Below are 26,832 nucleotides of genomic sequence, written 5' to 3' on the forward strand. Positions count from 1 at the left end.
CCCGATACGAGGCCGGACACGCACCCCGGGTCAGCCGCCGGCATAGACCGTGGGATCGGCGAGCCCTGCCTCAATGAAGCCGGCGGCCCGCAACCGGCAGCTGTCGCAGCGGCCGCACGCGGCGCCGTCTGCCTGCGCCTGGTAACAGGACACAGTTAAACTGTAGTCCACGCCCAGCCCACTACCGACCCTGACGATTTCGGCCTTGCTCATGTGCATCAGGGGTGTGCGAATGTGCAGGCGCCTGCCCTCGACGCCCGCGCGGGTAGCCAGGTTGGCCATTTTCTCGAAGGCGGCGATGTACTCCGGGCGACAGTCCGGGTAACCGGAATAATCGACCGCGTTTACACCGACGAAAATATCCTGCGCGCCCAGCACCTCTGCCCAGCCGAGGGCGATCGAGAGGAACACGGTATTGCGGGCCGGGACATAGGTGACCGGAATCCCGCCAGTCTCTTCTTCCGGCACAGCGATACTGTCGTCGGTGAGCGCGGATCCCCCGATCGCCCGCAGGTCCAGCTCTACCACCTTGTGCTCGGTCGCACCCAGGTCTGCCGCCACCCGACGGGCCGCCAGCAGCTCGGCCCGGTGCCGCTGCCCGTAATCGAAACCGAGCGCATAGCACTCATAACCCTCTGCGCGGGCCATGGCCAGTACCGTGGCGCTATCAAGTCCGCCCGAGAGCAGTACAACCGCTTTTTTTGCCGTCATCTCGTCCTCATGTGTTCATCGCATTCCCGCTGCAGATGCCGATCAGACCCCGGGGACATCGCCCCAGAGCAGCTTGTGCAGCTGCAGCTGCATGCGCACTGGCAGGCCATCCTCCAGGATCCACTCCGCCAGCTGGCGGGCCGGAAGCTGCTCGTAACTCGGGGAGAAGAGCACCTCGCCCACACGCTCCGGCAGCCGGTACTGGTCCAGGGTGAACTTTGCCCAGTCGTAGTCCTTGCGGTCGCAGATCACGAACTTGACCTGGTCGTGGCGGGTCAGGGCATCCATATTGGCCATACGGTTGCGGTGCTGCTCACCGGAGGCCGGCGTCTTCAGGTCCACCACCCGCGATACCCGCGGGTCCACTTCCTCAACCGGCATGGCACCGCTGGTCTCCAGCGACACCTGGTAGCCGGCATCACAGAGCGTGGCCAACAACGGCAGGCAATTGGGCTGTGCCAGGGGCTCACCGCCGGTGACGCAGACATGGCGAGCCGGATAGCTCGCCACCTTGTCCAGTATCGCTGCAAGAGCCATGCGCTCGCCGCCATAGAAGGCGTACTCGGAGTCACAGTAGGTACAGCGCAGGGGACAGCCGGTGAGGCGAACAAATACGCTCGGCAGCCCGGAATCGCGCGCCTCTCCCTGGAGGGAGTAGAAAATCTCGCTGATACGAAGTGACTCTTTGGACAAATCAGTCATGTTAACTCGTGAGTAGGCCCGCGTTATCGAATCCTGCGGATGTGCCCGCCGGCTGATAAACAAAAACGCCCGGGCGGCCAAGCCGTCCGGGCGCGGAATCATAGAGCTTTTGTGGTCAAAAAACCAGCGGTGGGAAGGGGTGAAGCCCCCGCCACTATCGCCTCAGAGGTTCTCTTCCAGGTACTTCTTCGCCAGCCTGGCAGCGCGGGCATCACTGGCCGCTACCTGCTCCAGGAGCTCGCGGGCCCGGTCGTTATCGCCGAGCTGGTGGTAGACGGTTCCCAGCTTGTAGCGGCCGTCCCACACCTTGGAGGAGTTCGGGTATCCATCCAGCAGCGCGGTGAACCATTCGCGGGCTTCCTCGAGGTCGCCCTGCACCAGCGCTATTTCCCCCAGCCAGTAGTTGGCGTTGGGGGCGTACTTGCCGTTCGGGTAGTCTTCCAGCAGCTGCTTGAACTTGGCGCTGGCGCCATCGTAGTTCCCCTCGCGGGCCAGGCCGAAACTGGCCTGGTAGCGGTCACGCTCATCCGCACTGGCGGAGGCACTGCCGCCAACCGCTGCAGGCTCTCCGTTGCCCTCAGGCTCAGCCTGCGCGTTGCCCGCGGGCGGCTGCTCTGCCGGGGCCACACCGGACAGGCGGGAAATCCTGCGGTCGAGGTCCATATAGTCCTCGGTCCGCTGCTGCTTGAGTCGCTTGACCTCGTGGCGCAGCTCTTCCACCGCACCGCGCAGCTCGGCCACTTCCTGCTGCAACACCTGCATCTGGTAGTAAGCCTCGGCCTGGGGATTGCCCTGGGCACGGGGGCGAGCGGATACCGGCGCGCGCGCGGTTCGCGCGTCTGCGTAGGTGGTATCCTGCTCGTAATCAGGCGCCGCGTTGCCGTTGTTGTTACCCAACTCGACAATCGGCGCCTGCGCTAAAACGGGCGAAGCCGCAGCCATAACGGCTGCGGCTAGCGCGACTCTCCCAAGCACAGGCTTGAGAGAAAATCGAATCGATAAGTTCATCGCTACAGGCAATTACTTAACGATTACTACGCGACGGTTCATGGCGCGGGCGCTCTCGCTGGAGCCAGCCTGGGCCGGACGCTCTTCACCGTAGCTGATCACTTCCAGGCTGGCAGCGTCTACGCCCTGCAGCACCAGGAAGTCACGAACGGCGTTGGCACGACGCTCACCCAGGGCCAGGTTGTACTCGCGGGTACCCAGCTCGTCAGCGTGGCCTTCCAGGCGTACAGCCTGGGCGCTGCCACGCAGGCGGTCAGCGTGCTGGATCAGCAGCTCACGGGTTTCCGGCTTCAGCAGGGACTGGTCGAAGTCGAAGTAAACAACGTTGTCCAGCGGCACGGCAGTTTCGGGCTCCGGCGCGGTTTCAACTACCGGCTCCGGCTGCTGGGCCATTTCCTGCTGGGCAGTATCGTCGGTATCGGTGCTGGAACAACCAGCCATTACAGCCAGTACACACGCCAGGCCAAGACCAGTTTTTACTGATTTAAACATAAGCAACTCCGCTTTTAAGTGTTATCGAGAAATCCAACAAGGTTCAGATTTTGTCTATTTTTTACAACTGCGACCGATACACCAGTCACAAATAGTGCGTCTAGTGCGTCGGGCAGCCCCCAATTAGTCGAAATAGGGCGACCAGGCCGGTTCGCGTACATCGCCCTGCCTTGAGGGCAGCCTGTACTTCACCCCGGCATCCAGCGACACCGCTGCCAGAATACCTTTATCCCCACGCTTGGTGGCGTACATCAGCATGGCGCCATTGGGCGCAATGCTGGGGGACTCGTCCAGACGCGTTTCCGTGAGGACCCGCATCCTGCCGGAGACGATATCCATCGTGGCAATAGTAAACACCCCCCTGCTCCGATGGACCATCACCAGCGTCTTGCCGTCAGGGGAAACCCGCGGCCTCGCGTTGTAGTCGCCATCGAAGGTTAAGCGGTCTACTTGACCGGTGGCAAGAGTCAATTGGTAAATTTGTGGTTTACCTCCCCTATCGGAGGTGAAAACCAGTGATTTACCGTCCGGCATCCAGTTCGGCTCGGTGTCGATGGAGAAGTGGCGGGTCATGCGCGTGAACTTGCCAGTGCGCAGATCCAGCACATAGATCTCCGGGTTGCCGTCCTTGGACAGCACCATTGCCATCTTTGTCCCGTCCGGCGACCAGGTCGGCGAGCTGTTGATTCCCTTGAAATTGGTCAACTGCTGGCGTGCCCCGGTGCGCAGGTTCTCACGGAAAATCGCCGGCCGCCCCGTCTCGAACGAAACATAAGCCACGTCCTGTCCATCCGGTGACCAGCTCGGCGACATCACCGGTGCGCTGAAGCGACGAATCACTTTAGGGCGCGCCCCGTCGATATCCGACCTGACCAGCGAATAGCTGGGCCGGCCCCCGCGCTGCTCTTCCTGCACGTAGATCATCTCTGTGGAGAAGGCGCCCCGAATCCCGGTAATCGCCTCGTAGATCTCGTCTGCCGCGCGGTGGGCAATATCCCGCAGCTGGCGGCTGCCACCGCTGACCTGCTTGGTGAACATGGTCTGCTGGCCAAAAATGTTCACCAGGTCGAAGGTCAGCAGGTAACCGCTGGCCTGGGGCTCTATACGACCGGTAACGACGTATTCAGTTCCCAGGATTCGCCAATCCCTGAAAATCACCTCATCCGGGGCCTTGGGGAATGACAGCATGTCCTCCTTGGGCACCGGCGCGAACAGGCCGCTGCGGCGCAGGTCGGCGGAGATGATGTCGGAAACGTCTTCCGACAGCACCCCTGTCCCGCTCCAGCTGAACGGCGCCACCGCGATGGGCGTGGGATCGTCAATGCCGCTGGTGATATCCACCACCAGCTGTGCACGCGCCTCCAGGCTGAGCATGGCGACGGCGACCAGGGAAACGAGTTTCAACAGGTTCTTTATCATTGGCGCAGATCTTCGACTCGGAAATTCAACAGGGTTGTTCGCACTTCGCGCTCGAATACCGCCGGCTCCTCCCGTGCCAGTTCGGCAACCTCCGGGAAGGTCTCCACCCGCCGGATGGCGGTGAGCACCGAGCGGTCCAGTGCGGCGTTACCACTTCCTTCTACGATATTTGCCGCGACGACGCGGCCGGTGGGTACGAAATTGATCTTGACCACCGTCAACATGCCGTTGCGCGCGCTGGGCGGCCGGCTCCAGACGGACTCGATCCGCTGCTGGATCGCCTGTGCCACCGACATCACCGCCTGCGCGTCCTCGCGCGCATCCAGCAATTCCTCTTCCTCTTCCAGCGCCTCCTCAAAGGCACTCTGGCGTTCCTGCTCGAGCTGCTCCTTGCGCTCGCGCTCCTTGCGTTCCTTTTCCTTGCGGGCCTTTTCCTCGGCAGCCTTGCGCTTGCGCTCCGCCTCGGCCTTGCGTTTCTTTTCAGCCTCCTGCTTTTTCTTGCGCTCGAGGGCGGCGCGGCGTTCGCGCTCGGCCTTGGCCTCGCGCTGGCGCTGCAGCTCCTGCTGGCGGCGCTTCTCGCGCATATCCACCTTGGGTGGCGCTGATCTTTTCTTCACCGTGGCATCGACGGTGACCAGCTTGGCCTGCACGAACTTGGGCATCTGCCGCTTCTGGGGTTCATTGCTGGCTTCCCACCCCAGGGTGAGCACGGCGATCAGCAGTCCGTGGAACGCCAGGCTGGCGACAACGGGCAGAATATAGGAGCTGGCGTTGTTCATAATGCTCGCTCAGGCACCCTTTATTCTGACGGCGGCTCGGTGACCAGCCCCACGCTGGGCGCCCCGGCGGCCTGCAACTGGGTCATGGCACCGACAATCAGGCCGTATTTGGCGTCGGTATCACCCCACACCAGCACCGGTGTCTTGGGTTTTTGACGCAAAACCTTGGCAACAGTTTCCCTGATCTCGTCCATCGGCTTGGCCACTTTCTCGTCATCGCCGAGGTTCAGGTAGTAGGTGCCGTCCGCGCGGACGGAGACAATCAGGGGCTCGTCGTCGGTATCCTCGATCGGGGCCGAGGGCGCATCCGGCAGGTCCACCTTGACCCCCTGCATCAGCAGCGGGGCGGTGACCATGAACACGATCAGCAGCACCAGCATCACGTCGATGTAGGGCACCACGTTGATCTCGGACACCAGTTTGCGCTTGCCGGCCTTGCGAAAAACACTCATGACAGTCGTCCGGTCGCGTTAGCTGGAGTGCACTTTGCGGTGCAGGATCGAGGAGAATTCCTCGGCGAAGGTCTCATAGCTGGACAGCAGCCACTCGGCCTTGGCGCTATAGCGGTTGTAGGCCATCACCGCCGGGATCGCGGCAAACAGTCCCATGGCGGTAGCAATCAGGGCCTCACTGATGCCCGGCGCCACCGTGGCGATGGTGGCTTGGTGCATGGTGGCCAGGCTGCGGAAGGAGTTCATGATGCCCCATACCGTACCGAACAGGCCGATATAGGGGCTCACCGAGCCCACCGAGGCAAGGAACGGCAGGTTCATCTCCACCTTCTCCTGCTCGCGGGACATGGCCACACGCATGGCGCGCTCGGTGCCCTCCATCACTGCCTCGGGACTGCTGCGACCCTGCTGGCGCAGGCGGGTGAACTCGGTGAAGCCGGCACGGAACAGGGACTCGACGCCGTCAACCTTGCCCTTCTCGGCCCGTGCGTTGCCCTCGCGGAACAGCTGGTTCAGGTCGGCCCCTGACCAGAAGCGGCGCTCAAAGTTGGAAAGCGCCTTCTTCGCGCGGGTCAGGTAGAGGCCGCGCTGAATGATCATCACCCAGGAGATCACCGAGGCCAGCAGCAGTAGCAACATCACCAACTGCACCAGCAGACTGGCGTTCTGTATCAGCCCCCACAGGGAAAGTTGTTCACCGGCGTTCATGTCTTAGTTCACTGCCTTCAATGCTGTATAAATGGATTCGGGAAGCGCGCACGGCCTGCGGCTGTCGTCCGCAACGCAGGCGACTTTGACCACGCCCTCGCAGATAATTTCATCGTCGCGCCAGATTTTTTGCTCAAAGGTCACTGCCGCGCGCCCAAGTTTGCCAATCGCCGCCGTGGCTCGCAACGCGTCGTCCAGCAGGGCCGAGCGCCGGTACTGGATTTCCGCCGAATGCACCACCAGCAGCAGGCCCTGCTGGGGCATGGCCGGCTTATCATAACCGAGCGAGCGCATGAATTCTGTGCGCGCGCGCTCCATATACTTGAGGTAATTCACGTAATACACGATCCCGCCCGCATCGGTGTCCTCGATATAGACGCGCACGGGGATACTGAACACTTCTGCCACTCGGGCTCCTTATTGTCATCCGGGATCCGGCCAGGGGCCGTCCGCACAGGCCTCCAGGTCAGTCGGCGCGATCAGGCCGCGGGATGCTGAAATGCTCGTAAGCCAGGGCGGTGACCACGCGCCCACGCGGTGTGCGGGAAATATAGCCCTGCTGGATCAGGTACGGCTCCAGCACGTCCTCGATGGTATCACGCTCCTCGCTGACTGCGGCGGCAAGGCTGTCCACCCCCACCGGGCCGCCGTCAAACTTCTCCATCATGGTCAGCAACATACGCCGGTCCAGCTGGTCGAAACCCCGCGCATCCACATTGAGCATGTTCAAGGCCCGGTCGGCAATGGAGGCATCCACACTGCCGTCGCCCTTTACCTCGGCGAAATCCCGCACCCGCCGCAGCAGCCGGTTGGCGATCCGCGGGGTGCCGCGGGCGCGGCGGGCCACCTCCAGGGCACCGCCCTCATCCATTTCCACGCCCATCAGGCCAGCCGAGCGCCGCACGATGCTGGTGAGGTCCTCAACGCTGTAGAACTCCAGGCGCTGCACTATGCCAAAGCGGTCGCGCAACGGCGACGTCAGCAGGCCGGCACGGGTGGTAGCACCCACCAGGGTAAACGGCGGCAGGTCGAGCTTGATCGAGCGGGCCGCCGGCCCCTCGCCGATCATGATATCGAGCTGGTAGTCCTCCATGGCCGGGTACAGCACCTCTTCCACATGGGGACTGAGCCGGTGGATCTCGTCGATAAACAGGACATCCCCCGGCTCCAGGTTGGTCATCAGCGCCGCCAGGTCGCCGGCCTTCTCCAGCACCGGTCCCGAGGTGGTCTTGATGGCCACGCCCATCTCGGCGGCGATGATATTGGCCAGCGTGGTCTTGCCGAGTCCCGGCGGGCCAAACACCAGCGTATGGTCGAGCGCCTCGCCCCGCAGCTTCGCCGCCTGGATAAAGATCTCCATCTGCTCGCGCACCACCGGCTGGCCGACATAGTCGGCGAGGCTCTTCGGGCGCACGGCGCGGTCGTACTGCTCTTCCTGGCCGGAGGGCCCAATGGGTTCCGGCGCGATGAGTCGGTCGGCTTCAATCATAATTCACTCACAGGGTTTCGCGGCCAGGGACCGCTCCTAAACAGCGCCCGCAGTGGCCGGTCAGGCCGGTGCCATACTCTTCAGCGCCAGGCGGATAAGTGTGGCGCTGTCCGCTTCGGGCTGCTCCTTCGCCGCCCGCGCCACCATCTTGGTGGCCTCGGTGGGCTTGTAGCCCAGCGCCGCCAGGGCACTCTCGGCCTCCCCCGCGTGGTCGACCTTCGGCTCAGCGGACGCGGCCATCAGCGGAATGTCGTTACTGTCACCGAACTGGGGCGCGAGCTTGTCCCGCAGCTCGATGATCAGCCGCTCGGCGGTCTTCTTGCCCACCCCGGGGACCTTCACCAGGGCCGCCACATTGTCTTCCGAAACACACCTGGCCAGCGCCGCACCGTCGAGCCCGGACAGGATGGCGAGCGCCATCTTCGGCCCCACGCCGTTGACCTTGATCAGGGTCCGGAACAGCGCCCTGTCGGCCTCGCGGATAAACCCGTACAGCTGCTGCGCGGTTTCGGAGACCGCCAGGTGGGTATGCAGCACCACCGGCTGCCCCAGGGCCGGCAGCTCGAAAATTGTGGTCATGGGTGCAAGCACCTCATATCCCACCCCCTGTACATCCACCAGCAGGTTCGGGGGCTGCACTGCGGCGAGGCTGCCGCTCAGTCTTCCGATCATTGTTATGCACTTCTCTCTCTGGGCCCGGCACCCCTGCAGGGCACCTGGTTAGGGGAACAGTCAGGTAATCGTCAGGCGCCCGCGACGAAAACGCCCGCGCGCGCCCCCGGCGGCCTGGGCCAGGGTCTGCATGGTATGCATGTGGCACAGGGCCACGGCCAGGGCATCGGCAGCGTCCTCCTGCGGAGCCGCCGGCAGGGACAGCAGGGTCTTGACCATATGCTGCACCTGTAGCTTGTCCGCCGCACCGCTGCCGACGATCGCCTGCTTGACCTTGCGCGCCTCGTATTCCGCCACCGGCAGGTCGGCGTGGGTCGCGGCCACGATTGCAGCGCCGCGGGCCTGTCCAAGCTTGAGCGCCGAGCCGGCACTCTTGGCCATGAATACATTCTCGATCGCCATCTCTGCCGGACAGTACTGCCCGGCGATCTGGCTCACGGCGTCGAAGATAAGCTTGAGGCGTTCTGGCAATTCCGCATCCGGCAGGCGGATAACACCGCTCGCCACATAGCGGGCCCTGCCGCGCTCGACGTCAATCAGGCCATATCCGGTCTTGCGCGAGCCGGGGTCGATACCCAGGATCCGGGTCAAGGGGCAACTTCCTGTATGTTTATATAGTAATGGTGAAAGATTGGAAGTGTCCCAAGGCGGGAGGAAGGCGTCAAGGGAACGCGACAAGGGAAAGCGTCAAGTGGAAGGGGCAACAGATAGATAGATGGAGCGAAGGGGAGCAGCCTGCTCCCCTGCCCGCCCCGCTGAGGGGCAGGCGGCGTGGACAGCGGCGGCCGAATCAGCCCAGTTCCGCCATCACGTCCTCCGGAATATCGGCATTGGTATAGACATTTTGCACGTCGTCCAGGTCCTCCAGCATATCCACCAGTGCCAGTACCTTCTCCGCCCCCTCGCGATCCAGTGGAATGGTGGTGGAGGGGATCATGGCGATCTCGGCGCCATCGGGTTTGAAACCCGCCTCGGTCAGCGCGTCCTTTACCGGCATGTAATCCTGGAACTCGGTGGTGAGCTCGATGCTGCCGTCATCGTTGGTCTCGATATCCTCGGCACCCGCCTCCAGGGCGGCCTCCATCAGGGCGTCCTCGTCCACGCCGGGCTCGTAGTACATCTGGCCCTTGCGGGCAAAGAGGTAGGCCACCGAGCCGTCGGTGCCCAGGTTGCCGCCGCGCTTGGTGAACGCGTGGCGCACCTCGGCCACGGTGCGGTTGCGGTTGTCGGTCAGGCACTCCACCAGGATTGCGACACCGCCGACGCCGTACCCCTCGTAGGTTACGGCCTCGTAGTTATCACCCTCGGCATTGCCGGCGCCGCGCGCAACGGCCTTGTCGATGGTGTCCTTTTTCATGTTGGCGCCCAGCGCCTTATCGATAGCAGTGCGCAGGGTCGGGTTGTCGTCAGGGTTGGGACCGGCCTTCGCGGCCACCGTCAGTTCGCGGATGATCTTGGTAAAAACCTTGCCGCGCTTGGCATCCTGGGCCGCCTTGCGGTGCTTGATATTGGCCCACTTACTATGTCCTGCCATCTGTAATCTCCGGTATCTGGGTGGGGCCCTGCCTGCAAGCGGATACAGGGGTGCCCGCAGAAACCAGCTGCGGGACGGGCTCCCACTTTTTACTCTCTTACTTAACTGACCTGCTCTTCCTTCTGGCGCAGGCGGATGTTCAGTTCGCGCAGCTGCCGCGTATCCACGGTGCCCGGGGCGTCGGTCATGACACAGGCCGCACTCTGGGTCTTCGGGAAAGCGATAACGTCCCGAATCGACTCACTGCCGGTCATCAGCATTACCAGCCGGTCGAGGCCAAAAGCCAGGCCGCCATGGGGCGGCGCGCCGTATTTCAGCGCATCCAGCAGGAACCCGAACTTCTCGCGCTGCTCGCGCTCGTCGATGCCGAGGGTGCGGAATACCGCCTGCTGCATCGCCTGGTCGTGGATACGCAGGGAGCCGCCGCCCAGCTCGGTGCCGTTCAGGACCATGTCGTAGGCCCGGGAAAGCGCCTCGAGCGGGTTTTTCTCCAGCTCTTCCGGGGCACAGGAAGGCGCGGTAAAGGGGTGGTGCAGCGAGGTCAGGCTGCCGTCGTCCTCTTCCTCGAACATGGGGAAATCCACCACCCACAAAGGCGCCCACTCGGCGGTGTACAGGTTCAGGTCCTCGCCCAGCTTGCAGCGCAGGGCCCCGAGGGCCTCGGATACGATCTTTGCCTTGTCGGCACCGAAGAAAATGAGGTCGCCGTTCTCGGCCTCCATGCGCTCCAGGATGGCCGCGCGGGTCTCGACGGGCAGGAACTTCACAATCGGCGACTGCAGGCCGCTCTCCAGGTCGGACTTGTCGTTGACCTTGATATAGGCCAGCCCCTTGGCACCGTAGATGCCGACGAACTTGCCGTAGTCGTCGATCTGCTTGCGGGTCAGCTTGTCATTGCCGCCCGGCACCTTCAGCGCAGCCACGCGACCCCGGGGATCGTTGGCCGGCCCGGAGAAGACCTTGAACTCAACCTCGGTCATCAGGTCCTTGATCTCCACCAGCTCCAGCGGGATACGCAGGTCCGGCTTGTCCGAGCCGAAGCGCAGCATGGCCTCGTAGTAGCTCATGCGCGGGAAATCGCCGAGCTCCACGCCCATCAGCTCGCTGAAGACGCCCCGCACCAGGCCCTCGGTGATGGACATGATGTCGTCCTCACCGAGAAACGCAGTCTCGATATCGATCTGGGTGAACTCCGGCTGGCGATCCGCCCGCAGGTCCTCATCGCGGAAGCACTTGGCGATCTGGTAGTAACGGTCGAAGCCGGAAACCATCAGCAGCTGCTTGAACAGCTGCGGCGACTGCGGCAGGGCAAAGAACTTACCCTCGTGGGTACGGCTTGGCACCAGGTAGTCGCGCGCACCCTCCGGGGTGGCCCGGGTCAGGATCGGGGTCTCGATATCGAGGAATCCCTCGCCGTCCAGGTAGTTGCGGATGGCCGTGGTCAGCTTCGAGCGGAAACGCAGGTTGTGCTGCATCTCCCGGCGACGCAGGTCCAGGTAGCGGTATTTGAGGCGCACGTCCTCACCCACCGCGGTGTGCTCGTCCAGCTGGAATGGCACTGTCTCGGCGGTATTGAGGATTTCCAGCGCGGTACCGTAGACCTCGACCTCCCCGGTCACCATGTTCGGGTTGACCGCTTCCGGCGCCCGGGCGCGCACGCGGCCGGTCACTTTGAGGACGTATTCACTGCGCACCCGGTCGGCCAGCTCGAAGTGCTCGGCCGCATCCGGGTCGAACACCACCTGGGCGATCCCGTCGCGGTCGCGCAGGTCGATGAAGATCACTCCACCGTGATCCCGGCGCCGGTCAACCCAGCCGCACAGGGTAACTTCGCGGTCGATATCCGCAGAACGAAGGGCGCCACAGTAGTCGCTGCGCATGAATACAATTCCCGTTGTCGATGGTGGTTGGCAGGGCGGCAGCCGCCGCCCCGGTTGGGTCTGGCCGCAACCGCTGTCAGCTGGCCTTGGCCTTGTCCCCGGCGGGCTTGTCCGCCTTGGGTTTGGCCGCGTCCCCGGCCAGGTTTTTCTTGCTTCCCGTCTTGAAGTCGGTCTCGTACCAACCGCCGCCCTTGAGGCGGAAGCCGGCGGCCGAGATCTTCTTGCGCAATCCGGCCTCCTTGCACTCGGGGCAGTCGGTCAGGGGCGCGTCACTGATACGCTGCAGGGCCTCCATCTGGTGACCGCAGGCACTGCACTGATATTCATAGATCGGCATGGATTCAGTACCCGATACATTAAGGGGCGCAGATTATACATGAGGCCCTGCGGAGGAAGAAGCGGGGCCCCGCCCAGGGGTGCAGTTTGCGCCCCGGGAGCATGGAGCGGCAGTCTGTAAGCGCAAAATCGTGAAAAAAGCACTATTTTTCCCGCATAACCCCGTGCGCGTGAAAAAAAACTATATATACTTCGTCCCAGTACCGCGCTGTACGAACACATTTTTATCGGAAAAACACAACACAAAAGGAAGCTAGCCATGGCCGCACGCAAGAAAGCCACAGCCAAGAAAGCACCCGCTAAGAAGACCGCAGCGAAGAAGACCTCGGCTAAGAAGGCTCCGGCCAAGAAGGCCGCACCCAAGGCCAAGAAGGTGACCGCGGTCAAGGAAAAGTACACCAAGACCCAGATCCTGAACCAGATCGCCGAAAACACCGACCTGACCCGCAAGCAGGTCCAGTCTGTCATGGACGAGCTGTCCGACGTGATCGAGAGCCACATCAAGAAGCGTGCAGTGGGCGAGTTCACCCTGCCGGGCCTGATGAAGATCACCACCGTGAAGAAGCCGGCCAAGAAGGCCCGCAAGGGTATCAACCCCTTCACCGGTGAGGAGACCGTATTCAAGGCCAAGCCTGCCAGCATCCAGGTAAAGGTACGCCCGCTGAAGAAGCTGAAGGAAATGGCCGAGAATTAAGCGACAGCCTTCCCGGACGCCCGACCCCGCCCCGGCGGGGTTTTCTGTTTTCAGGCCCGCCGGAACTGCAACCGGTTACCTCCGGGGGTGCAGGGCCCTACCATCCCCGCCCCGCCCGGGCGTAAAATACCCGGCCATCTGTATAAGTAACACCAACCGGACAAGACCCCAGCTATGCGCGCATCCCGCTACCTGATCGCCACCCAGAAAGAAACCCCGAATGACGCCGTGGTCATCAGCCACCAGCTGATGCTCCGCGCGGGCATGATCCGCCGCCTGTCCTCCGGACTCTACACCTGGCTGCCCACCGGCCTGCGCGTGCTGCGCAAAGTCGAGCGCATCGTGCGCGAGGAAATGGACCGGGCCGGCGCCCTGGAGGTACTGATGCCGGTGGTGCAGCCGGCCGAGCTGTGGGAGGAGTCCGGTCGCTGGCAGCAGTACGGCCCGGAACTGCTGCGCATCGAGGACCGTCACCAGAACGCGTTCTGCCTGGGCCCGACTCACGAAGAGGTGATCACGGACCTGATCCGCAACGAGATCAACAGCTACAAGCAGCTGCCGGCGAACTTCTACCAGGTGCAGACCAAGTTCCGCGATGAGATCCGCCCGCGCTTCGGCGTGATGCGCGCGCGCGAGTTCACCATGAAGGACGCCTACTCCTTCCACCTGGGCGCAGACTCCCTGCAGGAAACCTACGACATCATGCACGGCGCCTACTGCCGCATCTTCGACCGTATCGGCCTGGACTACCGGCCGGTGCTGGCGGACACGGGCGCCATCGGCGGCTCCAGCTCCCACGAGTTCCACGTGCTGGCGGACAGCGGTGAGGACGATATCGCATTCTCCTCAGGCAGCCGCTACGCCGCCAACGTGGAACTGGCCGAGGCAGTGGCTCCCGCCGCTAACCGCCCGCAGCCGACCGCGGAGATGCAGGAAGTCCACACGCCGGGGCAAAAGACTATCGAGCAGGTCAGCGACTTCCTCGACAGCGACCCAGCCCACTCGGTGAAGACCCTGATCGTACTGGGTGAGGCCGCGGAGGGAGAACAGGCCCCGCTGGTGGCGCTGGTGCTGCGCGGCGACCATGACCTGAACGAGCTCAAGGCGGAAAAGCTGCCCGGCATCGCCAGCCCGCTGCAGTTTGCCCCCGAGGAGCGCATCGCCTCCGAACTGGGCTGCGGCATCGGTTCCCTGGGACCGGTGGGCCTCGAAATCGAGACGGTGGTGGATCGCGCCGCCGCCCACCTGGCCGATTTCACCTGCGGCGCCAATCGCGATGACTACCACCTGACCGGCGTCAACTGGGAGCGCGACCTGCCCCTGGCACGGGTAGAGGATCTGCGCAACGTGGTCGCCGGTGATGCCAGCCCGGACGGGAAAGGCACCCTGGAAATCAAGCGCGGCATCGAGGTGGGCCACATTTTCCAGCTCGGCGACAAGTACAGCCGCGCCATGAACGCCACGGTGCTCGACGAGAACGGCAAGGAACAGGTCATGTCCATGGGCTGCTACGGTATCGGCGTATCGCGCATCGTCGCCGCTGCCATCGAGCAGAACCACGACGATGCCGGCATCATCTGGCCGGAATCCATCGCGCCCTTCCAGCTGGCCATCGTACCCATCAACATGCACAAGAGTGACCTGGTGCGTGAGAAGTGCGAGCACCTCTACGAGGCGCTGCGCGAGCATGGCATCGATGTGCTGTTCATGGATGAGCCCAAGGCTCGCCTCGGCGCCATGCTTGCGGACGTGGAGCTGCTGGGTATCCCGCACCGTATCGTGGTCGGTGACCGCGGCCTGGAGCGGGGTGTGGTGGAATACAAGGGCCGCCGCGATGCGGAGAGCCAGGACTTCGCCGAGTCCCAGCTGCTGGAGGTGCTGCTGGAAAAGCTCGGGCATTGATGGCGACAACCGCGGTCCCTCACGGGGCCGCGGCCCTGTCCCGGGGTCGCGGCCCCGCCCCGGGACATAAGCCCTGCCCTTTCCCCGCGCCTTCTCGTAAAATCCTTTCCCATGATAAGAACAACCCTGCTGACCCTGCTCCTGCTGCTCGTCGCGAGTGCCGCCTCGGCACAGGTGCGCATACCCGAGCTGGCGCCGGAAGAGCGCCGCGCTCTGCGTGAGGCGATCGGGCAGGCAGACAGCTTTGCTGACCGCTTCGATGCGGAAGTGTGGCTGATGGCCAAGTCACAGCCCCTGGCCCGCTACATCAAGGACCCGCAAGAGCGCATGCGGGTGCTGAAGGCGGTCCACCGTGAGGCCACCCTGGCCGGGCTCAGCCCCGAGATCGTGCTGGCGGTGATACAGATCGAAAGCGCCTTCGATCCCTATGCGGTGTCGCGCGTGGGTGCGCAGGGCATGATGCAGGTAATGCCGTTCTGGAAGAACGAGATCGGCAGTCCCGCGGACAACCTGATCGATATGGACACCAACCTGCGCTACGGCTGCACCATCCTCAAGCACTATATCGGCAAGGCGAGGGGCAACCTGGCCAATGCGCTGGCATACTACAACGGCAGTTACGGCCGCCATACCTACAGCAGCAAGGTGCTGGACGCCTGGGCCGACCGCTGGCGCTGAGGCCGGGGACATACCATCGTGAATACCGCATTCGTCTTCTTCACCGGTGCCGCCTGCAGCCTGCTGCTACTCGCGGCCGCCAAGCTGGCCGGCCACTACCGCGGGCTGGCGGCCGGACGCTGGCTGCTGGTAGTCATCACCGGGGTCTTCTTTTACCTGCTGCGCCACGTTTTGCCCCCGGTGACGCCACTGGTGGATTTCCTGGCGGTCTGGCCCTCACTCCTGGTCCCCGGTGCTTTCTGGCTGTTTGCCCACAGTCTCTGCTGCGACACCGAGGAATTTCCCCGCTGGGGCTGGCTGCTGATCGGACTGGATATCGCTATCAACACCCTGTCTATCAGCGACGTGTGGCGGGAGAACTGGCAGCAGCTCGATGCAACCGCCTACCTCCTGGCCCAGCCACTCAAACTCGGCCTGCTGGCGGCCGGCGTGATTACCCTGCTCCGGCAATACCAGTCAGACCTGGTGGAGGCACGCCGCAACCTGCGGCTTGCACTGATGATCGCAATCGGCGGTTATATGCTGGTCGTGGTAATGGCCGAGTTCCTGTTTTCCTACCAGCCTGTGCCCACCGGTATACCGGCGCTGCACGCATTCCTGGCCAGCCTGCTGTCACTGGGCGCCTGCCTGTGGCTGCTGGCCCCCGCCCCCGGCGCCCTGGCAGAGTCACTGCCGCGCGCAAACGAGCCCATGCCCGCCGAGGATCTGGAATCCCCGGCGCCGGCCCCCATGGATGAGGGCCAGCAGCGACTGGCAGAGCGGCTGGAGGCCCATATGCAGGCCGGGGGCTACCGCCATACCGGGCTCACCATCCGCGAGCTGGCAGAGCAGCTCGGGGAGCGCGAACACGTACTGCGCTCGCTGATCAATCGGCATCTCGGCTACCGCAATTTCAACGAGTTCCTGAACCGCTACCGTATTGACGAGGCCAGCGCTCGGCTGGCCGACCCACAACAGGCCCACCTGCCGGTGCTCACCATCGCCCTGGATATCGGCTACCGCTCCCTGAGCCCCTTCAATGCTGCCTTCAAGCGCCGCCACAACCAGACGCCTACCGAGTATCGACGGGAGCGGCTCCCGGCTTAATCGCCCGGTTTTCGGAATTCGTCAGCGGTTTTTCGGATTCCGGAAGCCCCCACCGGAAAATTAGCCCAGACTCCAGTCACGTCACCAGGAGCAGCTGCAGGCCGCTCCCCGAGCCCAGCATTGAAAAAGAACAAAGGGTGTCCTCATGGAATTTTTCTGGGAGCTTGCCGCCGACTGGACAGTGAACTTTCGCCAGGGGCTGTTTCGCTACCTGCTGGCCACGGTATCCACCGGCGTGCTGCTGGGATGGTTGTTCCGGCGCTGGGCAGCGCCGCGCCGCATCCAGGAGCGCCGGGCCGGGTGGAGGGATATCCGCCGGGAGCTCAGTTTCTCGATGCTCACGCTGGCCGTATTCGCCACCACCGGCGTCATCACCCTGATCCTCGCGGACTGGGGCCTGGTAAAGCTCTACCACCGCTGGGACAGCTACCCTCTCTGGTGGCACCTGGCCAGCCTGCCGGTGGTGATCCTGCTCCATGACGCGTATTTCTACTGGACGCACCGCGCCATGCACCACCCGAAGCTGTTCCGGCATTTCCACCGGGTACACCACCTGTCGCGCACCCCCACGCCCTGGACGGCCTACAGCTTCTCCATCGGCGAAGCCGCACTGATGGCCCTTTTCTCACCGCTGATCATGATGCTGCTGCCACTGCACGTGCTCGTCTGGCTGGTATTCCTGTTCGTGATGATCTTTCGCAATGCCATGCTCCACGCCGGCTATGAATTCCACCCGCGCGGATGGGTCGACGGCCCGCTGGATTTCATGACCACCACCACCCACCACGACCTGCACCACCAGCAGTTCCGGGGTAATTACGGCTTCTATTTCACCTGGTGGGATCGCTGGATGGGCACCGAATTCAATAACTACAAGGAAGAGTTCCGTCGTGCGGCAGGCGCTGGCACACCCGTCGCCGGCGCGAAACAGGGCGATGCCAGCGCCATGACCTGACCGGAGAAGATACCGGGCGCGGAGGTTTCTATTTCCCGCCCTCACCTGTTGCGGCTGATCGGCAGAAAACCGCAAGCCTGTGCGCGGGCCCGGCCGGGCCCGCGCTTTTTTAATCTGCGCTGTCACCCTCGCCGGGAACCCCCGGCGCCCCACTCGCATCGCGACGCGTCTGCCAGAAGCAGGCCAGCCCCCAGGCCACCAGCACTACCTCAGTGGCCAGGAAAAGCCCGTTGCGCCAGTCGAAGCCGCTGTACACCAGCATCCCCCACAACCTGCCGCAACCAAAACCCAGGTAGGCCAGGGCCACCAGCAGGCACCCCTGGGCCCGGTAGCGCCGGAACACGAGCGGCAGGGAGATGGCGAGCGCGATCGCCAGCATCAGGCCGCCAAAGGTGGCCAGGAGTTCCGGCGTGGCTGGAGGCGCCAGCAGCCCGAAATCGATAGCCCCGGCAAATCCCGCCGGGTCGAGAAACGCCATAACGCCGATGGCTGCGAAAATCGCCACGTTCAGAGTGAGATAGACGGTTACGCTGTGTTTCATACGGGCATCTCCCTTGCTTGTTTCCCGCCCCCGGCGCGCTGGCCCGGCAAAAACCTGCCGCAGCCGTTTCCAGTCTACCAGCCCGGCGTACGGCTGCCTGCCCGCGACATATTTGTACTATCTTCCTGAGACCTGTTCGCCCCTAAATTCACCATGCGCGAGACGGAGTATGCGGATGAAAAGCCACTGGACAAGAGATCCGGTCCTGCATTTCGCCATTATCGGCAGCCTGCTCTTTGGCGCCAGCAGCCTGTACCGGGACAAGCGCGCGGATGGCGGCGATATCACCGTGACCGGGGACCGTATCGACCACCTGGCGGCCATTTTCGAGCGCAGCTGGCAGAGGCCTCCGGACGCGACGGAACTCCGGCAACTGATTGACGAGCATGTCCGTGAGGAAATCCTTTACCGGGAGGCCGTGCGCCTTGGCCTGGACCAGGACGATACGGTGGTCCGCCGCCGGATGCGCATGAAGATGGAGCTGCTGGCCGGTGACCTGGCCGATGCCATCGAGCCGGGTGACGAAGTACTGCAGGCCTATTACCGCCGGCATATTGACCGCTACATGGTGCCGGCCCGGTATACGTTCGAGCAAATCTACCTGGACAGCAACCAACGGGCCGAGGTCGCCGAGGATGCGCGCCTGATCCTGGGCAGGCTCGCTGCCGGCGACAACCCCCGCGAGCTGGGCGACACGAGCCTGTTACAGCCCAGTCATAAGGAAGCAAGCGAGGAAAACCTTGCGCGGCAGTTCGGCGGTAGTTTTGCCCTGCAGCTACGGGAACTGGAGCCCGGCCAGTGGGCGGGACCGGTGACGTCAGCCTATGGCGAACACCTGGTGCGGGTCAGCGCCCGCCTGCCCGCCCACGAACCGGGTTTTACCAGTGTGCGTGACACGGTTCTGCGGGACTGGCAGGCGGACGAGCGGCAGAAAATCCTGCAAACCCAGTACGAGACCCTGCGCGGGAATTACCGCGTGGAGATTGTCGCCCGGGGGAGGGAGGCCACCAGCCAATGAGATTCCTGCTGATTGCTCTCGTCGCCGCAACGGCCACCCTGTTCTCACTGAAGGTACCGGCGCATGAAGTGCGCCCGGCACTACTCTCCATGGACCAGCTCGCGCCGCAGCTTTTCGATGTCAGCTGGCGCGTGCCCGCCCGCGGCGACCGGCGCCTGTCCCTGGACGTGCAGTTTGCCGAGGACGTCCGCCGCACCCGGCCCTCCCGGGGCGGCTTTGCCCACGGTTTCTATACCGAGAGCTGGACCGTGGAGCATCCGGAGGGACTGGCAGGTACCCGCGTCGCCATCGATGGCCTCGAACGGACCATGACCGACGCGCTGGTGCACATCCGGTGGCAGGATGGCCGCCAGCAAGTGTTGCGCCTGCTGCCGGACCGGACGGAATTTACCGTTGACGCAATGGCAGGCCCGGGCCAGGTGGCCGGAACCTATTTCCTGCTCGGGATGGAGCACATCCTCCTCGGCATCGACCACCTGCTGTTCGTACTCGCCCTGCTGTTGCTGGTCAACGGCTGGAAACCCCTGGTGGCTACCATCACCGCTTTTACGCTCGCCCACAGTATTACGCTGGCGACAGCGGTGCTGGGGCTGGTGTCGGTACCCCAGGGGCCGGTTGAGGCGGTGATTGCGCTGAGTATCGTATTTGTCGCCGCCGAGGTGATATACCGGCTGCGGGGGCGCAGGACGCTGGCGGTTCGCAGGCCGTGGGTGGTGGCATTCGGGTTCGGGTTGCTGCACGGGCTGGGGTTTGCGGGCGCGTTGGCCGAGATCGGCCTGCCCCAGCACGCGGTGCCGCTCGCGCTGGCGCTGTTCAACGTCGGGGTGGAGGCGGGCCAACTGGCCTTTGTCGGCGCCGTGTGCGGCCTGTGGCTGGCGATAAGGCAGCTGCCGGTGGTACGTGCACGGGAGCTGCGCACCGGTACGGCAGCGGCGGTCCCTGTCGCCACCCCGCTGGCCTACCTGGTTGGCGGACTGGCGACCTGGTGGCTGCTCGAGCGCAGCCTGGCGCTTTTTCTGTAGGGGAAACCGGGATCAGTCCTGGAACAGCAGCTCCAGCGGGTAGCCCTTGAAGGGCTTGGTTTTCTCGATAACCAGGTGCGAGGTCATGCGCGAGATGGCCGCATCCTCATTGGCGAGCAGCTGCTCGGAAACCCGGTTGAAGTCCGCCGCATCCGGGCAGATGAAGCGCAGCATGTAATCGAACTCCCCTGACATCTTCACGCAGGAGACTATCTGCGGGATATCGTTGATGGCGCGGCGGAAGCTCTCGCTGGTGCGCGCGTCCTGGCGCTTGAGGGCCACATTGACGTAGAACTCGGCGTGGCGGACCTTGTCCAGGTTCACCTCGGCCAGGAACTCGCGGATATAGCGCTCGCTGGTGAGGCGCTTGACCCGGGCCAGGCACGCGCTCTCGGACAGGCCGATCTGTTCGCTCAGGTTCAGGTTGCTGATGCGCGCATTGGTCTGCAGCGCCTGCAGGATTTTCAGGTTGTGCCGATCGATTTTCACGGTTTTGTTGATCTTCTACCACGGAGGGGCCAAGGATACCGGCATTCGCGCCGGGCCGAAACAGCGGGCCGGGCGGGCCAGCGCCCGGCTCGCGACACGGGTGGGCCCCGGAGGGGGGACCGGTCAGCCCGCCTGGCGATTGCCGCGGGTGACAAAGGCCTCGATGCGGTCCAGCGCCCGGCGCAGGTCGGCCTCGTCGGCCGCCAGGGTCAGGCGCACATGGTTCACCGCGCTGGGGCCGAAGGGCGTGCCGGGCAGCACCGAGACATGCTCGGCATCCAGCAGCGACTCGGCGAATGCCAGCCCGGATTCCGCCACCCCGGACACGTCCACCATCACGAACATGCCCGCCTCCGGCGAGGCACAGCTGAGCCCGGGAATCCGGGCAATGCGCTCGACGATCAGGTCGCGGCGCTGCTGGTAGGCCTCGCGCATCTGGCTGACAAAGTAGGAATCGAACTCCAGCGCGAAGGCGGCCGCCTCCTGGATAAACTGCGGACAGCCGAAGATGGTCGCACCGGCGAACTGGGCCAGCCGCCCGGTCAGCTCACCGCGCGCCACGGCCCAGCCCAGGCGCCAGCCGCTCATGGCGTGGGACTTGCTCAAGCCATCGATCACCACCACGTTATCCAGCTCCTCCGCGGCAGTGCGCAGGGAAGTGTGGCGACGGGCAAAGGTGATCATCGAGTACATTTCGTCGCTCACCAGCCAGATATCGCGCTCGCGACAGTAGGCGGCAAGGTCACGTAGCTGCTCGGGAGTGGCCATCGCCCCGGTGGGGTTCACCGGCGTGTTGATCATCACCACGCGGGTCTCCGGGCCTATAGCCGCCTTGATCGCCTCCACGTCGAAGGCGAAATTGTCCTCCGCCGGGCAGGCAACCTTCTTCATTTCCAGGCCCAGCGCGTTGCAGATGGGCACATAGCCGATATACATCGGCTCGGGAATCAGGATCTCTTCTCCCGGGTTCAGCAGGCACGCCAGCACGGCATAGATCGCATTGGTGCCGCCGGGAAATACCACCACGTCGTCCGGGCTGCACGGGTGCGGGGACACCTTGCTCTCGATGGTGGCGATGGCACGGCGCAATACCGGCTCACCGGCATCCGGCGAATAGTGGGTACGCCCCACCCCCAGGCGCGCGCGGGTATAGTCCAGGATGGGCTCGGGAGTGTCGAAGTTGGGATCGCCCACACACAGGAAAATCACGTCCTCGCCCTTGTCCGCCAGCTGGTGGGCGCGGTCGCTGACGGCCCATACATTGGCGTCGGCCTGGTTCAGGCGGTCACTGGCGGCGCTGAAGTGGGGCTTGTACATCGTTCCTTCCCGGTTGTTATCGATAACACTAAGTTAACAACCGCGCGGGTAATCGATGGCGATTTACAGCGGCAGTTTTCGCATTCCTGCGGCAATTTCAGCGCCTTTACCGCAGAAAATTCGGCTCCCGCGCCCAGCCGGCGCGGCACCCGGAACCGGGTACCGCGGGCAACGCTCAGAAACGGTAATTGATATTCAGCCCGCCGACCTGGTCCTCGGGACGCACCAGGATATTGCCGCTGAACTGCAGCTTCTCGGTCACGTTGAGGCCCACCATGGCACCGGCGCCGTTCTGGAAGAAGCCGCGGCCGTCGCTGTCGTAGGCCCGCAGGTAGGCACGGTTGCCGCGGATGGACTTGAGGCCCACGCGGACATCGGCGTAGTCGTCCCCGTCATTACCTTCTACCCAGACCTCGCCAAACCAACGCCACTCGGCATTTTCCGGGGCATTGTAGAAGAATCCTGCGCGGTAGCGCAGGTATTCCCGATCCTGCCCGGAGACCCTGAGGCCAATGGGATCGAGTGATTCGCCGCTGATACTGCTCACATACCTCAGGTCCGGGTCGGTGTGCTCGCGGAAACTATCCACCTCGACCTCGGTCCACTCCACCGAGACAAATGGCCCGATCTGGCAGGGCAGCGCCGGTGCAGTATCGTAGCCACCGCGGACGAAGACCCCGGCGGCGTCGCCGTCGGCGCCCGCCCGCACCCGTGTGGTGAACTCCTGTCCCAGGTGAATGCGGCGGTCGATCTCGTCATAGTCGATGTCGCTGTAGGTCAGGCCCCCGTCGACAAACCAGCGCTCGTCATTCCAGCGCGCGATCCAGCTGAAATTGAGGTTGTCGGCCTCGAGCCACAGGTTGTCAGGTGTGTACTCGGTGGAGCCATAGGAGAGCGCCAGGGCCCACTCGAAATTCTCCCCGGCGTCGAAACTGAACCCAAACAGGCCGTCCCAGGCACTGTCGTCAAACTGGGGCGCCAGGCCCCCGTCCAGTTCGGTGCGCTGCCAGGCACCGCCGAAGAAAATGGTGGTGGTGGGCTCCCTGAAACGCTGGGCCACCAGGTGGTGGTCAATATTGGTGTGGTGGGTGCGGTAATTCTGGTAGCCCAGGTCGGGCAGCATCGCGAACCCGACCGGCGCGCTCAGCACCGAGTAGTAATAGTCGCCCAGCAGTTCCTGCGCCGCCAGGGTCGGGTGGAAACCGTCATAAAAAAACAACCGGTCCGGGTCCGGGGCACTGCCGAGCTGGCTGTAGACCGGATCCGGGTTGGCGCAGGCCCCGGCGAGGAAGCAGGTGGCATCCTGGTCGATATCGGCAAAGCCGAACAGCGCCGGGCGCTCCAGCGCCAGCGCCGCGATACCGGCACTGTCGAGGATCAGCGCATTCCTCCCCAGCAGCACCAGCTGCCGGCGCAATTCCTCATTGAACAGCGCCGTGCCGATATTGGCGGCACTCACCGCAGCCGGGCCCAGGCCGTTCATGAGTGGCGTATTGCCCACCTGCGGCACATTGGACACAGCGATATAGTCCGCCCCGGCCGCGCTGAGCTCGGCCACGGCAAACGTCAGGAAGGTGGCTGCGCGCTCCATGGTCTCCGGAGTGACGGTGCCGGCAAGGGTGTTGGCGATAATATTGTTGCCGCCCCCGTTGAGGTAGAAGAGCGCATTGGGATCGACGCTGTTTCGCTGCAGGAAGCCCTGGCCGCTGGCATTGGGCACGCCGGTCAGCCCGATCCCGTTGGTCGGGTCATCCACCAGCGCCTGCAGGGCAGCCGGATCATTGAATGCCGAAATCGCCGCCAATACTTCCGCCGGCGGCAGGTAGGGGCTCTCGCCCGCGGCAAAGTCACAGACCCCGTCGGGGCCGCAGCGGGTGGAATCCGGCAGGATGGTGGTCAGGCGGTTGTGGTCGGCCACCGTCGTGTCCGGGAACAGCTCCCGGAAGCGCTGCGGCCCCACCACATCGAGCAGCACGTCCGCCGTGCGGTTGCCCCCCACCGCCCAGTTGGTGCCATTGGCGAGCAGGGACTGCAACACCTGCGCGGCCTGCTCTTCCGGCGTTCCCGGGGCCGGCGCACAGGGTATGGCACCGCCGAAGGCGGGGCCGAGACCGAAGCAGGAGGGCCTCAGCGGAATGCCCAGGCGATCCGCGGTGAAAGCAATAGCCGGCTGGCGTGGCGTATCCCCGTCCGGGTCCATATTGGTGAAGACGCCGGCGTTACCGCTGTCGGACAGACTGTCGCCGAAGACGTAGATAGCGCTGTAGAGGCCCTCGGTAGTGCTTTCATCGGCAAAGCTGGCCGGAGCCACAGCCAGGGCCACGGCCAGGCTGGCCGTTTTCAGCGGGAATCCCATCTCGCACTCCTTTGCTTGCGCATTAACATTTATTGGTTGGCGATGGTCGCAATGGGCAAGTATAGACATGCCATTGCTGTCACTTCCCGCAACAGGGGCAAATCGTTCCCGCGGGCGGGTCGTTCAACCTTTCAGCTGTGCAAACGCCTCGATCGCCCGCTTGCGCGTCTCCTTTACGTCGCAAATCGGTCGCGGGTAGTCCGGGGTGTCGGGTGGGCAGTGAATGTCATCACCGCGCACACCCCGCAGCTCCGGCACGAAACGGCGGATGAAATCACCCCGCGGATCGAATTTTTTTGACTGGCTGTAGGGATTAAATACGCGGAAATAAGGCACGGCGTCAGTGCCGGTAGAGGCCGCCCACTGCCAGCCGCCGTTATTGGAGGCAAAATCGGCATCCACCAGGTTGTTCATGAAATGGCGCTCGCCCCAGCGCCAGTCAATCAACAGGTTCTTGGTCAAAAACGAGGCCACGACCATGCGCAGGCGATTGTGCATCCAGCCCGTCTGCTCCAGCTGTCGCATGGCGGCGTCCACTATGGGGACGCCGGTCTTGCCCAGGGTCCAGCGCCGGAATGCCAGCTCATCGCCGGACCAGGGCACGCGCTCGGTTTCCGGCTTGAATGGCTTGTGCATACACAGGCGGGGATAGGCGTCCATGAGGTGGGTATAAAACTCGCGCCATATCAGCTCTCCCAGCCAGCAGGCGATACCGTCGCTGCCGCCGCTCCAGCGGTCATTATTATGCTCGAGCGCCATATGCGCACACTGGCGCACGGAGATGGCGCCGCTGTTGAGATAGGGAGAAAGGCGCGAGGTGGCATCGATAGCAGGGAAGTCCCGCTCATCCTCATAGCCGTCGATGATCTCGCTGAATTCATCCAGGCGCCGCGCCGCGGCCCGCTCCCCCGGCTGCCAGCCCAGCACGGTGCCGCCCCGCTCTGCAGACAGTTCATAGCCCGCCAGCGAATCGGGAACGGTCTGCACCAGGTTGTTTGGTCCCTGTACTTCAATCCACGCCGGCCAGTCCCCGTTGTCCTTCCGGCTGTGCGGCGCCGGCAGAGGCTGGTAACTGTCGCCCCCATACTGGCTGATAAAGGCGCGCTTGAACGGCGTAAACACCTTGTAAGCCTCACCACTGCCGGTACGGATCGAGCCCGGCGGCACCAGGGTGCGATCGGTGGCATATTCCACCGGCACGTCGATTTCCCGCAACGATTCGCGCACCGCGCGGTCCCGGCGCTGCTCGTCGAGGGGGTACTCTGCGTTGGCATACACTGCATCGATGGACAGCTTCTCTGCGATCTGGCGCAGGGCAGCCGGCACCTGGCTGAATTCACCCAGCTCGAGGAAATACAGGGGGATATTGCGCTTGCCCATCTCTTCCTGCAGTTCCCGCAGGCAGGCCATGCGGAAAGACACCAGCGGCTCGCCCTCCTCATGGTCCCGCCAGGTTTTCGGGCAGGCGATAAAGATTGCCGCCAGCTCGCGGCATCCCTTCGCCGCGCGATGCAGGGCGGTATTGTCGTGCAGCCGCAGGTCGCTGCGCAGCCAGACCAGGCCGCGAGCAAACGCCGCTTTACCGCTCATGACAGGTACCCCCTCAGTTGCTCGATGGCCTCACCGGTGGCCGGGGGCAACAACACGCCGTTGCCCGACGAGGCGATCCGCGCCAGGTCCCGCTTCTGCAGTTGCACAAACTCGCCCCCAAACCATACCGGCGCGCGCATGTTGCGCAGCGCGCGCCCCATCGCACTGCCGAAAATGACTATTGGCACGGCGTTGTGGCTGAAACAGAGGGCCCCGGTGGCGCGCAGCTTCTCCACTGCATAGGGCAACTCCGCCATTTCCTCCAGGGGACCCAGGCTCACCACCTCGATGCCTGCGGCCAGTAGACCGACCGCGAAGAGTTGCGCAAAAGCCTGCTGGTCGGCACCGGGAAAACTCACCAGCACCAGCCGTTTCCCGGAAGCCTGGCGCTGCTTGCCCAGGTTCTTTTGCGCAGCACGCGTGGCCACAGCGAGTTGCGCCGACAGCTGCTCCCAGAAAAATGCTCGCAGCACGCCCCCGCCAAAGCGGCTACGGCGACTCAGTTCCCGGTGCAGTGGCACCAGCCAGCGATCGAGCAGCAGCGCAGGTGGGTAGGCGGAGAATAGCTGGTCGAGGTGGTGCCGAAGCCCGGGCGGGTCGAACCGGCCCGCCACGTCGAGGGTCTCCTGTACCCTGGCCGCCCAGGAGTCTTCAGGTACCGCAGGGGACTCAGCCAGTCCCCCGCCTTCCGTCCCCTCCAGCAACGGGCGCACCTTGCCGATGGGCACCCCCCGCGCCAGCCAGACCTGGATTTCCCGGATACGCTCCACATCCGCAGCAGTGTAAAGCCGATGACCCTTGCCTGTGCGGGCGGGTACCAGCAGGCCGTAGCGGCGCTCCCAGGCCCGCAGGGTGACCGGGTTTACCCCGGTCCGCCGGGCAACTTCGCGGATCGGCAGCGCCTCACTGCCAGCGGTAGCGTCAGTTTCCGGGGAATCGATTTCAGTGACGCTCATGGGTAGCCACCTGTTCTGTTATGCCGGCGGAGCCGGTGCTCACCCC

At 64.0% G+C, this 26,832-nt stretch carries 28 protein-coding genes; 7 read left to right on the forward strand and 21 right to left on the reverse strand.

The window, feature by feature from the left end:
* Positions 1–30: 30 nt before the first annotated feature.
* From queC to BLT26_RS03425, 15 genes are all read right to left on the reverse strand, one after another.
* Positions 31–711, reverse strand: coding sequence for a 7-cyano-7-deazaguanine synthase QueC (queC, locus tag BLT26_RS03355; protein ID WP_091508227.1), 681 nt, complete (start codon positions 709–711; stop codon positions 31–33).
* Between the two features lie 42 nt (positions 712–753).
* Positions 754–1,413, reverse strand: a complete 660-nt coding sequence (gene queE / locus BLT26_RS03360; RefSeq protein ID WP_091508230.1) for a 7-carboxy-7-deazaguanine synthase QueE — start codon at positions 1,411–1,413, stop codon at positions 754–756.
* Between the two features lie 162 nt (positions 1,414–1,575).
* Positions 1,576–2,355: a tol-pal system protein YbgF gene (ybgF, locus tag BLT26_RS03365; protein ID WP_091508234.1), complete on the reverse strand. Its 780-nt coding sequence runs from the start codon at positions 2,353–2,355 to the stop codon at positions 1,576–1,578.
* A gap of 78 nt (positions 2,356–2,433) precedes the next feature.
* On the reverse strand, positions 2,434–2,913 hold the full coding sequence (locus tag BLT26_RS03370; RefSeq protein WP_091508237.1) for an OmpA family protein: 480 nt from the start codon (positions 2,911–2,913) through the stop codon (positions 2,434–2,436).
* A 123-nt stretch (positions 2,914–3,036) separates the two neighbouring features.
* Positions 3,037–4,332, reverse strand: a complete 1,296-nt coding sequence (gene tolB, locus BLT26_RS03375) for a Tol-Pal system beta propeller repeat protein TolB (protein WP_091508242.1) — start codon at positions 4,330–4,332, stop codon at positions 3,037–3,039.
* Positions 4,329–5,111, reverse strand: a complete 783-nt coding sequence (gene tolA / locus BLT26_RS03380; protein ID WP_091508245.1) for a cell envelope integrity protein TolA — start codon at positions 5,109–5,111, stop codon at positions 4,329–4,331. Before tolA ends, tolB begins: the two co-directional genes overlap by 4 nt.
* A gap of 20 nt (positions 5,112–5,131) precedes the next feature.
* The gene (tolR, locus tag BLT26_RS03385) at positions 5,132–5,563 is read right to left on the reverse strand and encodes a protein TolR (protein ID WP_091508248.1); all 432 of its coding nucleotides are present in this window, start codon (positions 5,561–5,563) and stop codon (positions 5,132–5,134) included.
* 18 nt (positions 5,564–5,581) lie between these two features.
* Positions 5,582–6,271: a protein TolQ gene (gene tolQ / locus BLT26_RS03390; RefSeq protein WP_091508251.1), complete on the reverse strand. Its 690-nt coding sequence runs from the start codon at positions 6,269–6,271 to the stop codon at positions 5,582–5,584.
* Between the two features lie 3 nt (positions 6,272–6,274).
* A complete protein-coding gene (gene ybgC, locus BLT26_RS03395) occupies positions 6,275–6,679 on the reverse strand; it encodes a tol-pal system-associated acyl-CoA thioesterase (protein WP_091508256.1) in 405 nt (134 codons plus the stop codon).
* Positions 6,680–6,737: 58 nt separating this feature from the next.
* Positions 6,738–7,760: a Holliday junction branch migration DNA helicase RuvB gene (ruvB, locus tag BLT26_RS03400; protein ID WP_091508260.1), complete on the reverse strand. Its 1,023-nt coding sequence runs from the start codon at positions 7,758–7,760 to the stop codon at positions 6,738–6,740.
* Positions 7,761–7,820: 60 nt separating this feature from the next.
* Positions 7,821–8,432 (reverse strand): Holliday junction branch migration protein RuvA, encoded by a 612-nt coding sequence (gene ruvA, locus BLT26_RS03405; RefSeq protein WP_091508263.1) that lies wholly within the window; start codon positions 8,430–8,432, stop codon positions 7,821–7,823.
* A gap of 60 nt (positions 8,433–8,492) precedes the next feature.
* Positions 8,493–9,023, reverse strand: a complete 531-nt coding sequence (gene ruvC, locus BLT26_RS03410; protein ID WP_091508267.1) for a crossover junction endodeoxyribonuclease RuvC — start codon at positions 9,021–9,023, stop codon at positions 8,493–8,495.
* Between the two features lie 199 nt (positions 9,024–9,222).
* The gene (locus BLT26_RS03415) at positions 9,223–9,966 is read right to left on the reverse strand and encodes a YebC/PmpR family DNA-binding transcriptional regulator (protein WP_091508270.1); all 744 of its coding nucleotides are present in this window, start codon (positions 9,964–9,966) and stop codon (positions 9,223–9,225) included.
* Positions 9,967–10,067: 101 nt separating this feature from the next.
* Positions 10,068–11,846, reverse strand: coding sequence for an aspartate--tRNA ligase (gene aspS, locus BLT26_RS03420; RefSeq protein ID WP_091508274.1), 1,779 nt, complete (start codon positions 11,844–11,846; stop codon positions 10,068–10,070).
* Positions 11,847–11,922: 76 nt separating this feature from the next.
* On the reverse strand, positions 11,923–12,183 hold the full coding sequence (locus BLT26_RS03425) for an FmdB family zinc ribbon protein (RefSeq protein ID WP_091508277.1): 261 nt from the start codon (positions 12,181–12,183) through the stop codon (positions 11,923–11,925).
* Between the two features lie 258 nt (positions 12,184–12,441).
* Between BLT26_RS03425 and BLT26_RS03430 the strand changes: the two genes are divergently transcribed.
* The 5 genes from BLT26_RS03430 to BLT26_RS03450 all read left to right on the forward strand — a co-directional run bounded on the left by BLT26_RS03430 (position 12,442) and on the right by BLT26_RS03450 (position 17,497).
* Positions 12,442–12,876 (forward strand): HU family DNA-binding protein, encoded by a 435-nt coding sequence (locus tag BLT26_RS03430; RefSeq protein ID WP_091508281.1) that lies wholly within the window; start codon positions 12,442–12,444, stop codon positions 12,874–12,876.
* 174 nt (positions 12,877–13,050) lie between these two features.
* A complete protein-coding gene (locus tag BLT26_RS03435) occupies positions 13,051–14,778 on the forward strand; it encodes a proline--tRNA ligase (RefSeq protein ID WP_091508284.1) in 1,728 nt (575 codons plus the stop codon).
* 111 nt (positions 14,779–14,889) lie between these two features.
* Positions 14,890–15,456, forward strand: coding sequence for a lytic transglycosylase domain-containing protein (locus BLT26_RS03440; protein ID WP_091508287.1), 567 nt, complete (start codon positions 14,890–14,892; stop codon positions 15,454–15,456).
* Between the two features lie 18 nt (positions 15,457–15,474).
* Entirely contained in the window at positions 15,475–16,542 is a 1,068-nt protein-coding gene (locus BLT26_RS03445) for a helix-turn-helix transcriptional regulator (protein ID WP_091508291.1), read from the forward strand.
* A gap of 145 nt (positions 16,543–16,687) precedes the next feature.
* A complete protein-coding gene (locus BLT26_RS03450) occupies positions 16,688–17,497 on the forward strand; it encodes a sterol desaturase family protein (protein ID WP_091508294.1) in 810 nt (269 codons plus the stop codon).
* Positions 17,498–17,606: 109 nt separating this feature from the next.
* On the opposite strand, the gene BLT26_RS03455 is transcribed toward BLT26_RS03450, so the two are convergent.
* Entirely contained in the window at positions 17,607–18,038 is a 432-nt protein-coding gene (locus BLT26_RS03455) for a DUF4267 domain-containing protein (protein ID WP_091508297.1), read from the reverse strand.
* A gap of 175 nt (positions 18,039–18,213) precedes the next feature.
* Here BLT26_RS03455 and BLT26_RS03460 point away from each other — a divergent pair, with 175 nt between their 5' ends.
* Together BLT26_RS03460 and BLT26_RS03465 are read left to right on the forward strand one after the other, a co-directional pair.
* Positions 18,214–19,056: a peptidyl-prolyl cis-trans isomerase gene (locus BLT26_RS03460; RefSeq protein ID WP_175453002.1), complete on the forward strand. Its 843-nt coding sequence runs from the start codon at positions 18,214–18,216 to the stop codon at positions 19,054–19,056.
* Positions 19,053–20,078 (forward strand): HupE/UreJ family protein, encoded by a 1,026-nt coding sequence (locus BLT26_RS03465; protein ID WP_091508304.1) that lies wholly within the window; start codon positions 19,053–19,055, stop codon positions 20,076–20,078. The genes BLT26_RS03460 and BLT26_RS03465 overlap by 4 nt, the downstream gene beginning before the upstream one ends.
* Positions 20,079–20,090: 12 nt before the next feature.
* Here BLT26_RS03465 and BLT26_RS03470 read toward each other — a convergent pair whose 3' ends face one another.
* From BLT26_RS03470 to BLT26_RS16665, 5 genes are all read right to left on the reverse strand, one after another.
* The gene (locus BLT26_RS03470; RefSeq protein ID WP_091508308.1) at positions 20,091–20,567 is read right to left on the reverse strand and encodes an Lrp/AsnC family transcriptional regulator; all 477 of its coding nucleotides are present in this window, start codon (positions 20,565–20,567) and stop codon (positions 20,091–20,093) included.
* Between the two features lie 123 nt (positions 20,568–20,690).
* A complete protein-coding gene (locus BLT26_RS03475; RefSeq protein ID WP_091508311.1) occupies positions 20,691–21,884 on the reverse strand; it encodes a pyridoxal phosphate-dependent aminotransferase in 1,194 nt (397 codons plus the stop codon).
* Positions 21,885–22,059: 175 nt separating this feature from the next.
* The gene (locus BLT26_RS03480; protein ID WP_175453003.1) at positions 22,060–24,240 is read right to left on the reverse strand and encodes an autotransporter outer membrane beta-barrel domain-containing protein; all 2,181 of its coding nucleotides are present in this window, start codon (positions 24,238–24,240) and stop codon (positions 22,060–22,062) included.
* 123 nt (positions 24,241–24,363) lie between these two features.
* Positions 24,364–25,830 carry a cryptochrome/photolyase family protein gene (locus BLT26_RS03485; protein ID WP_091508317.1) on the reverse strand — a complete coding sequence of 489 codons (1,467 nt, stop codon included), beginning with the start codon at positions 25,828–25,830 and terminating at the stop codon, positions 24,364–24,366.
* The gene (locus BLT26_RS16665) at positions 25,827–26,786 is read right to left on the reverse strand and encodes a MerR family transcriptional regulator (protein WP_091508320.1); all 960 of its coding nucleotides are present in this window, start codon (positions 26,784–26,786) and stop codon (positions 25,827–25,829) included. The genes BLT26_RS03485 and BLT26_RS16665 overlap by 4 nt, the downstream gene beginning before the upstream one ends.
* Between the last annotated feature and the right edge of the window lie 46 nt (positions 26,787–26,832).

The organism is Microbulbifer yueqingensis, assembly GCF_900100355.1.
Classification (GTDB): Bacteria; Pseudomonadota; Gammaproteobacteria; order Pseudomonadales; family Cellvibrionaceae; genus Microbulbifer; species Microbulbifer yueqingensis.

Bases quoted from the DNA above. Each gene is read 5' to 3' on its own strand.
- BLT26_RS03485 (WP_091508317.1), bottom strand. From the start codon at position 25,830: ATGAGCGGTAAAGCGGCGTTTGCTCGCGGCCTGGTCTGGCTGCGCAGC.
- BLT26_RS03455 (WP_091508297.1), bottom strand. From the start codon at position 18,038: ATGAAACACAGCGTAACCGTCTATCTCACTCTGAACGTGGCGATTTTC.
- BLT26_RS03435 (WP_091508284.1), top strand. From the start codon at position 13,051: ATGCGCGCATCCCGCTACCTGATCGCCACCCAGAAAGAAACCCCGAAT.
- tolA (WP_091508245.1), bottom strand. From the start codon at position 5,111: ATGAACAACGCCAGCTCCTATATTCTGCCCGTTGTCGCCAGCCTGGCG.
- BLT26_RS03450 (WP_091508294.1), top strand. From the start codon at position 16,688: ATGGAATTTTTCTGGGAGCTTGCCGCCGACTGGACAGTGAACTTTCGC.
- BLT26_RS03415 (WP_091508270.1), bottom strand. From the start codon at position 9,966: ATGGCAGGACATAGTAAGTGGGCCAATATCAAGCACCGCAAGGCGGCC.
- BLT26_RS16665 (WP_091508320.1), bottom strand. From the start codon at position 26,786: ATGAGCGTCACTGAAATCGATTCCCCGGAAACTGACGCTACCGCTGGC.
- ruvB (WP_091508260.1), bottom strand. From the start codon at position 7,760: ATGATTGAAGCCGACCGACTCATCGCGCCGGAACCCATTGGGCCCTCC.
- ybgF (WP_091508234.1), bottom strand. From the start codon at position 2,355: ATGGCTGCGGCTTCGCCCGTTTTAGCGCAGGCGCCGATTGTCGAGTTG.
- aspS (WP_091508274.1), bottom strand. From the start codon at position 11,846: ATGCGCAGCGACTACTGTGGCGCCCTTCGTTCTGCGGATATCGACCGC.
- tolQ (WP_091508251.1), bottom strand. From the start codon at position 6,271: ATGAACGCCGGTGAACAACTTTCCCTGTGGGGGCTGATACAGAACGCC.
- BLT26_RS03460 (WP_175453002.1), top strand. From the start codon at position 18,214: ATGAAAAGCCACTGGACAAGAGATCCGGTCCTGCATTTCGCCATTATC.
- queE (WP_091508230.1), bottom strand. From the start codon at position 1,413: ATGACTGATTTGTCCAAAGAGTCACTTCGTATCAGCGAGATTTTCTAC.
- tolR (WP_091508248.1), bottom strand. From the start codon at position 5,563: ATGAGTGTTTTTCGCAAGGCCGGCAAGCGCAAACTGGTGTCCGAGATC.
- BLT26_RS03440 (WP_091508287.1), top strand. From the start codon at position 14,890: ATGATAAGAACAACCCTGCTGACCCTGCTCCTGCTGCTCGTCGCGAGT.
- BLT26_RS03370 (WP_091508237.1), bottom strand. From the start codon at position 2,913: ATGTTTAAATCAGTAAAAACTGGTCTTGGCCTGGCGTGTGTACTGGCT.
- BLT26_RS03425 (WP_091508277.1), bottom strand. From the start codon at position 12,183: ATGCCGATCTATGAATATCAGTGCAGTGCCTGCGGTCACCAGATGGAG.
- BLT26_RS03480 (WP_175453003.1), bottom strand. From the start codon at position 24,240: ATGGGATTCCCGCTGAAAACGGCCAGCCTGGCCGTGGCCCTGGCTGTG.
- ruvA (WP_091508263.1), bottom strand. From the start codon at position 8,432: ATGATCGGAAGACTGAGCGGCAGCCTCGCCGCAGTGCAGCCCCCGAAC.
- BLT26_RS03475 (WP_091508311.1), bottom strand. From the start codon at position 21,884: ATGTACAAGCCCCACTTCAGCGCCGCCAGTGACCGCCTGAACCAGGCC.
- BLT26_RS03430 (WP_091508281.1), top strand. From the start codon at position 12,442: ATGGCCGCACGCAAGAAAGCCACAGCCAAGAAAGCACCCGCTAAGAAG.
- BLT26_RS03465 (WP_091508304.1), top strand. From the start codon at position 19,053: ATGAGATTCCTGCTGATTGCTCTCGTCGCCGCAACGGCCACCCTGTTC.
- queC (WP_091508227.1), bottom strand. From the start codon at position 711: ATGACGGCAAAAAAAGCGGTTGTACTGCTCTCGGGCGGACTTGATAGC.
- tolB (WP_091508242.1), bottom strand. From the start codon at position 4,332: ATGATAAAGAACCTGTTGAAACTCGTTTCCCTGGTCGCCGTCGCCATG.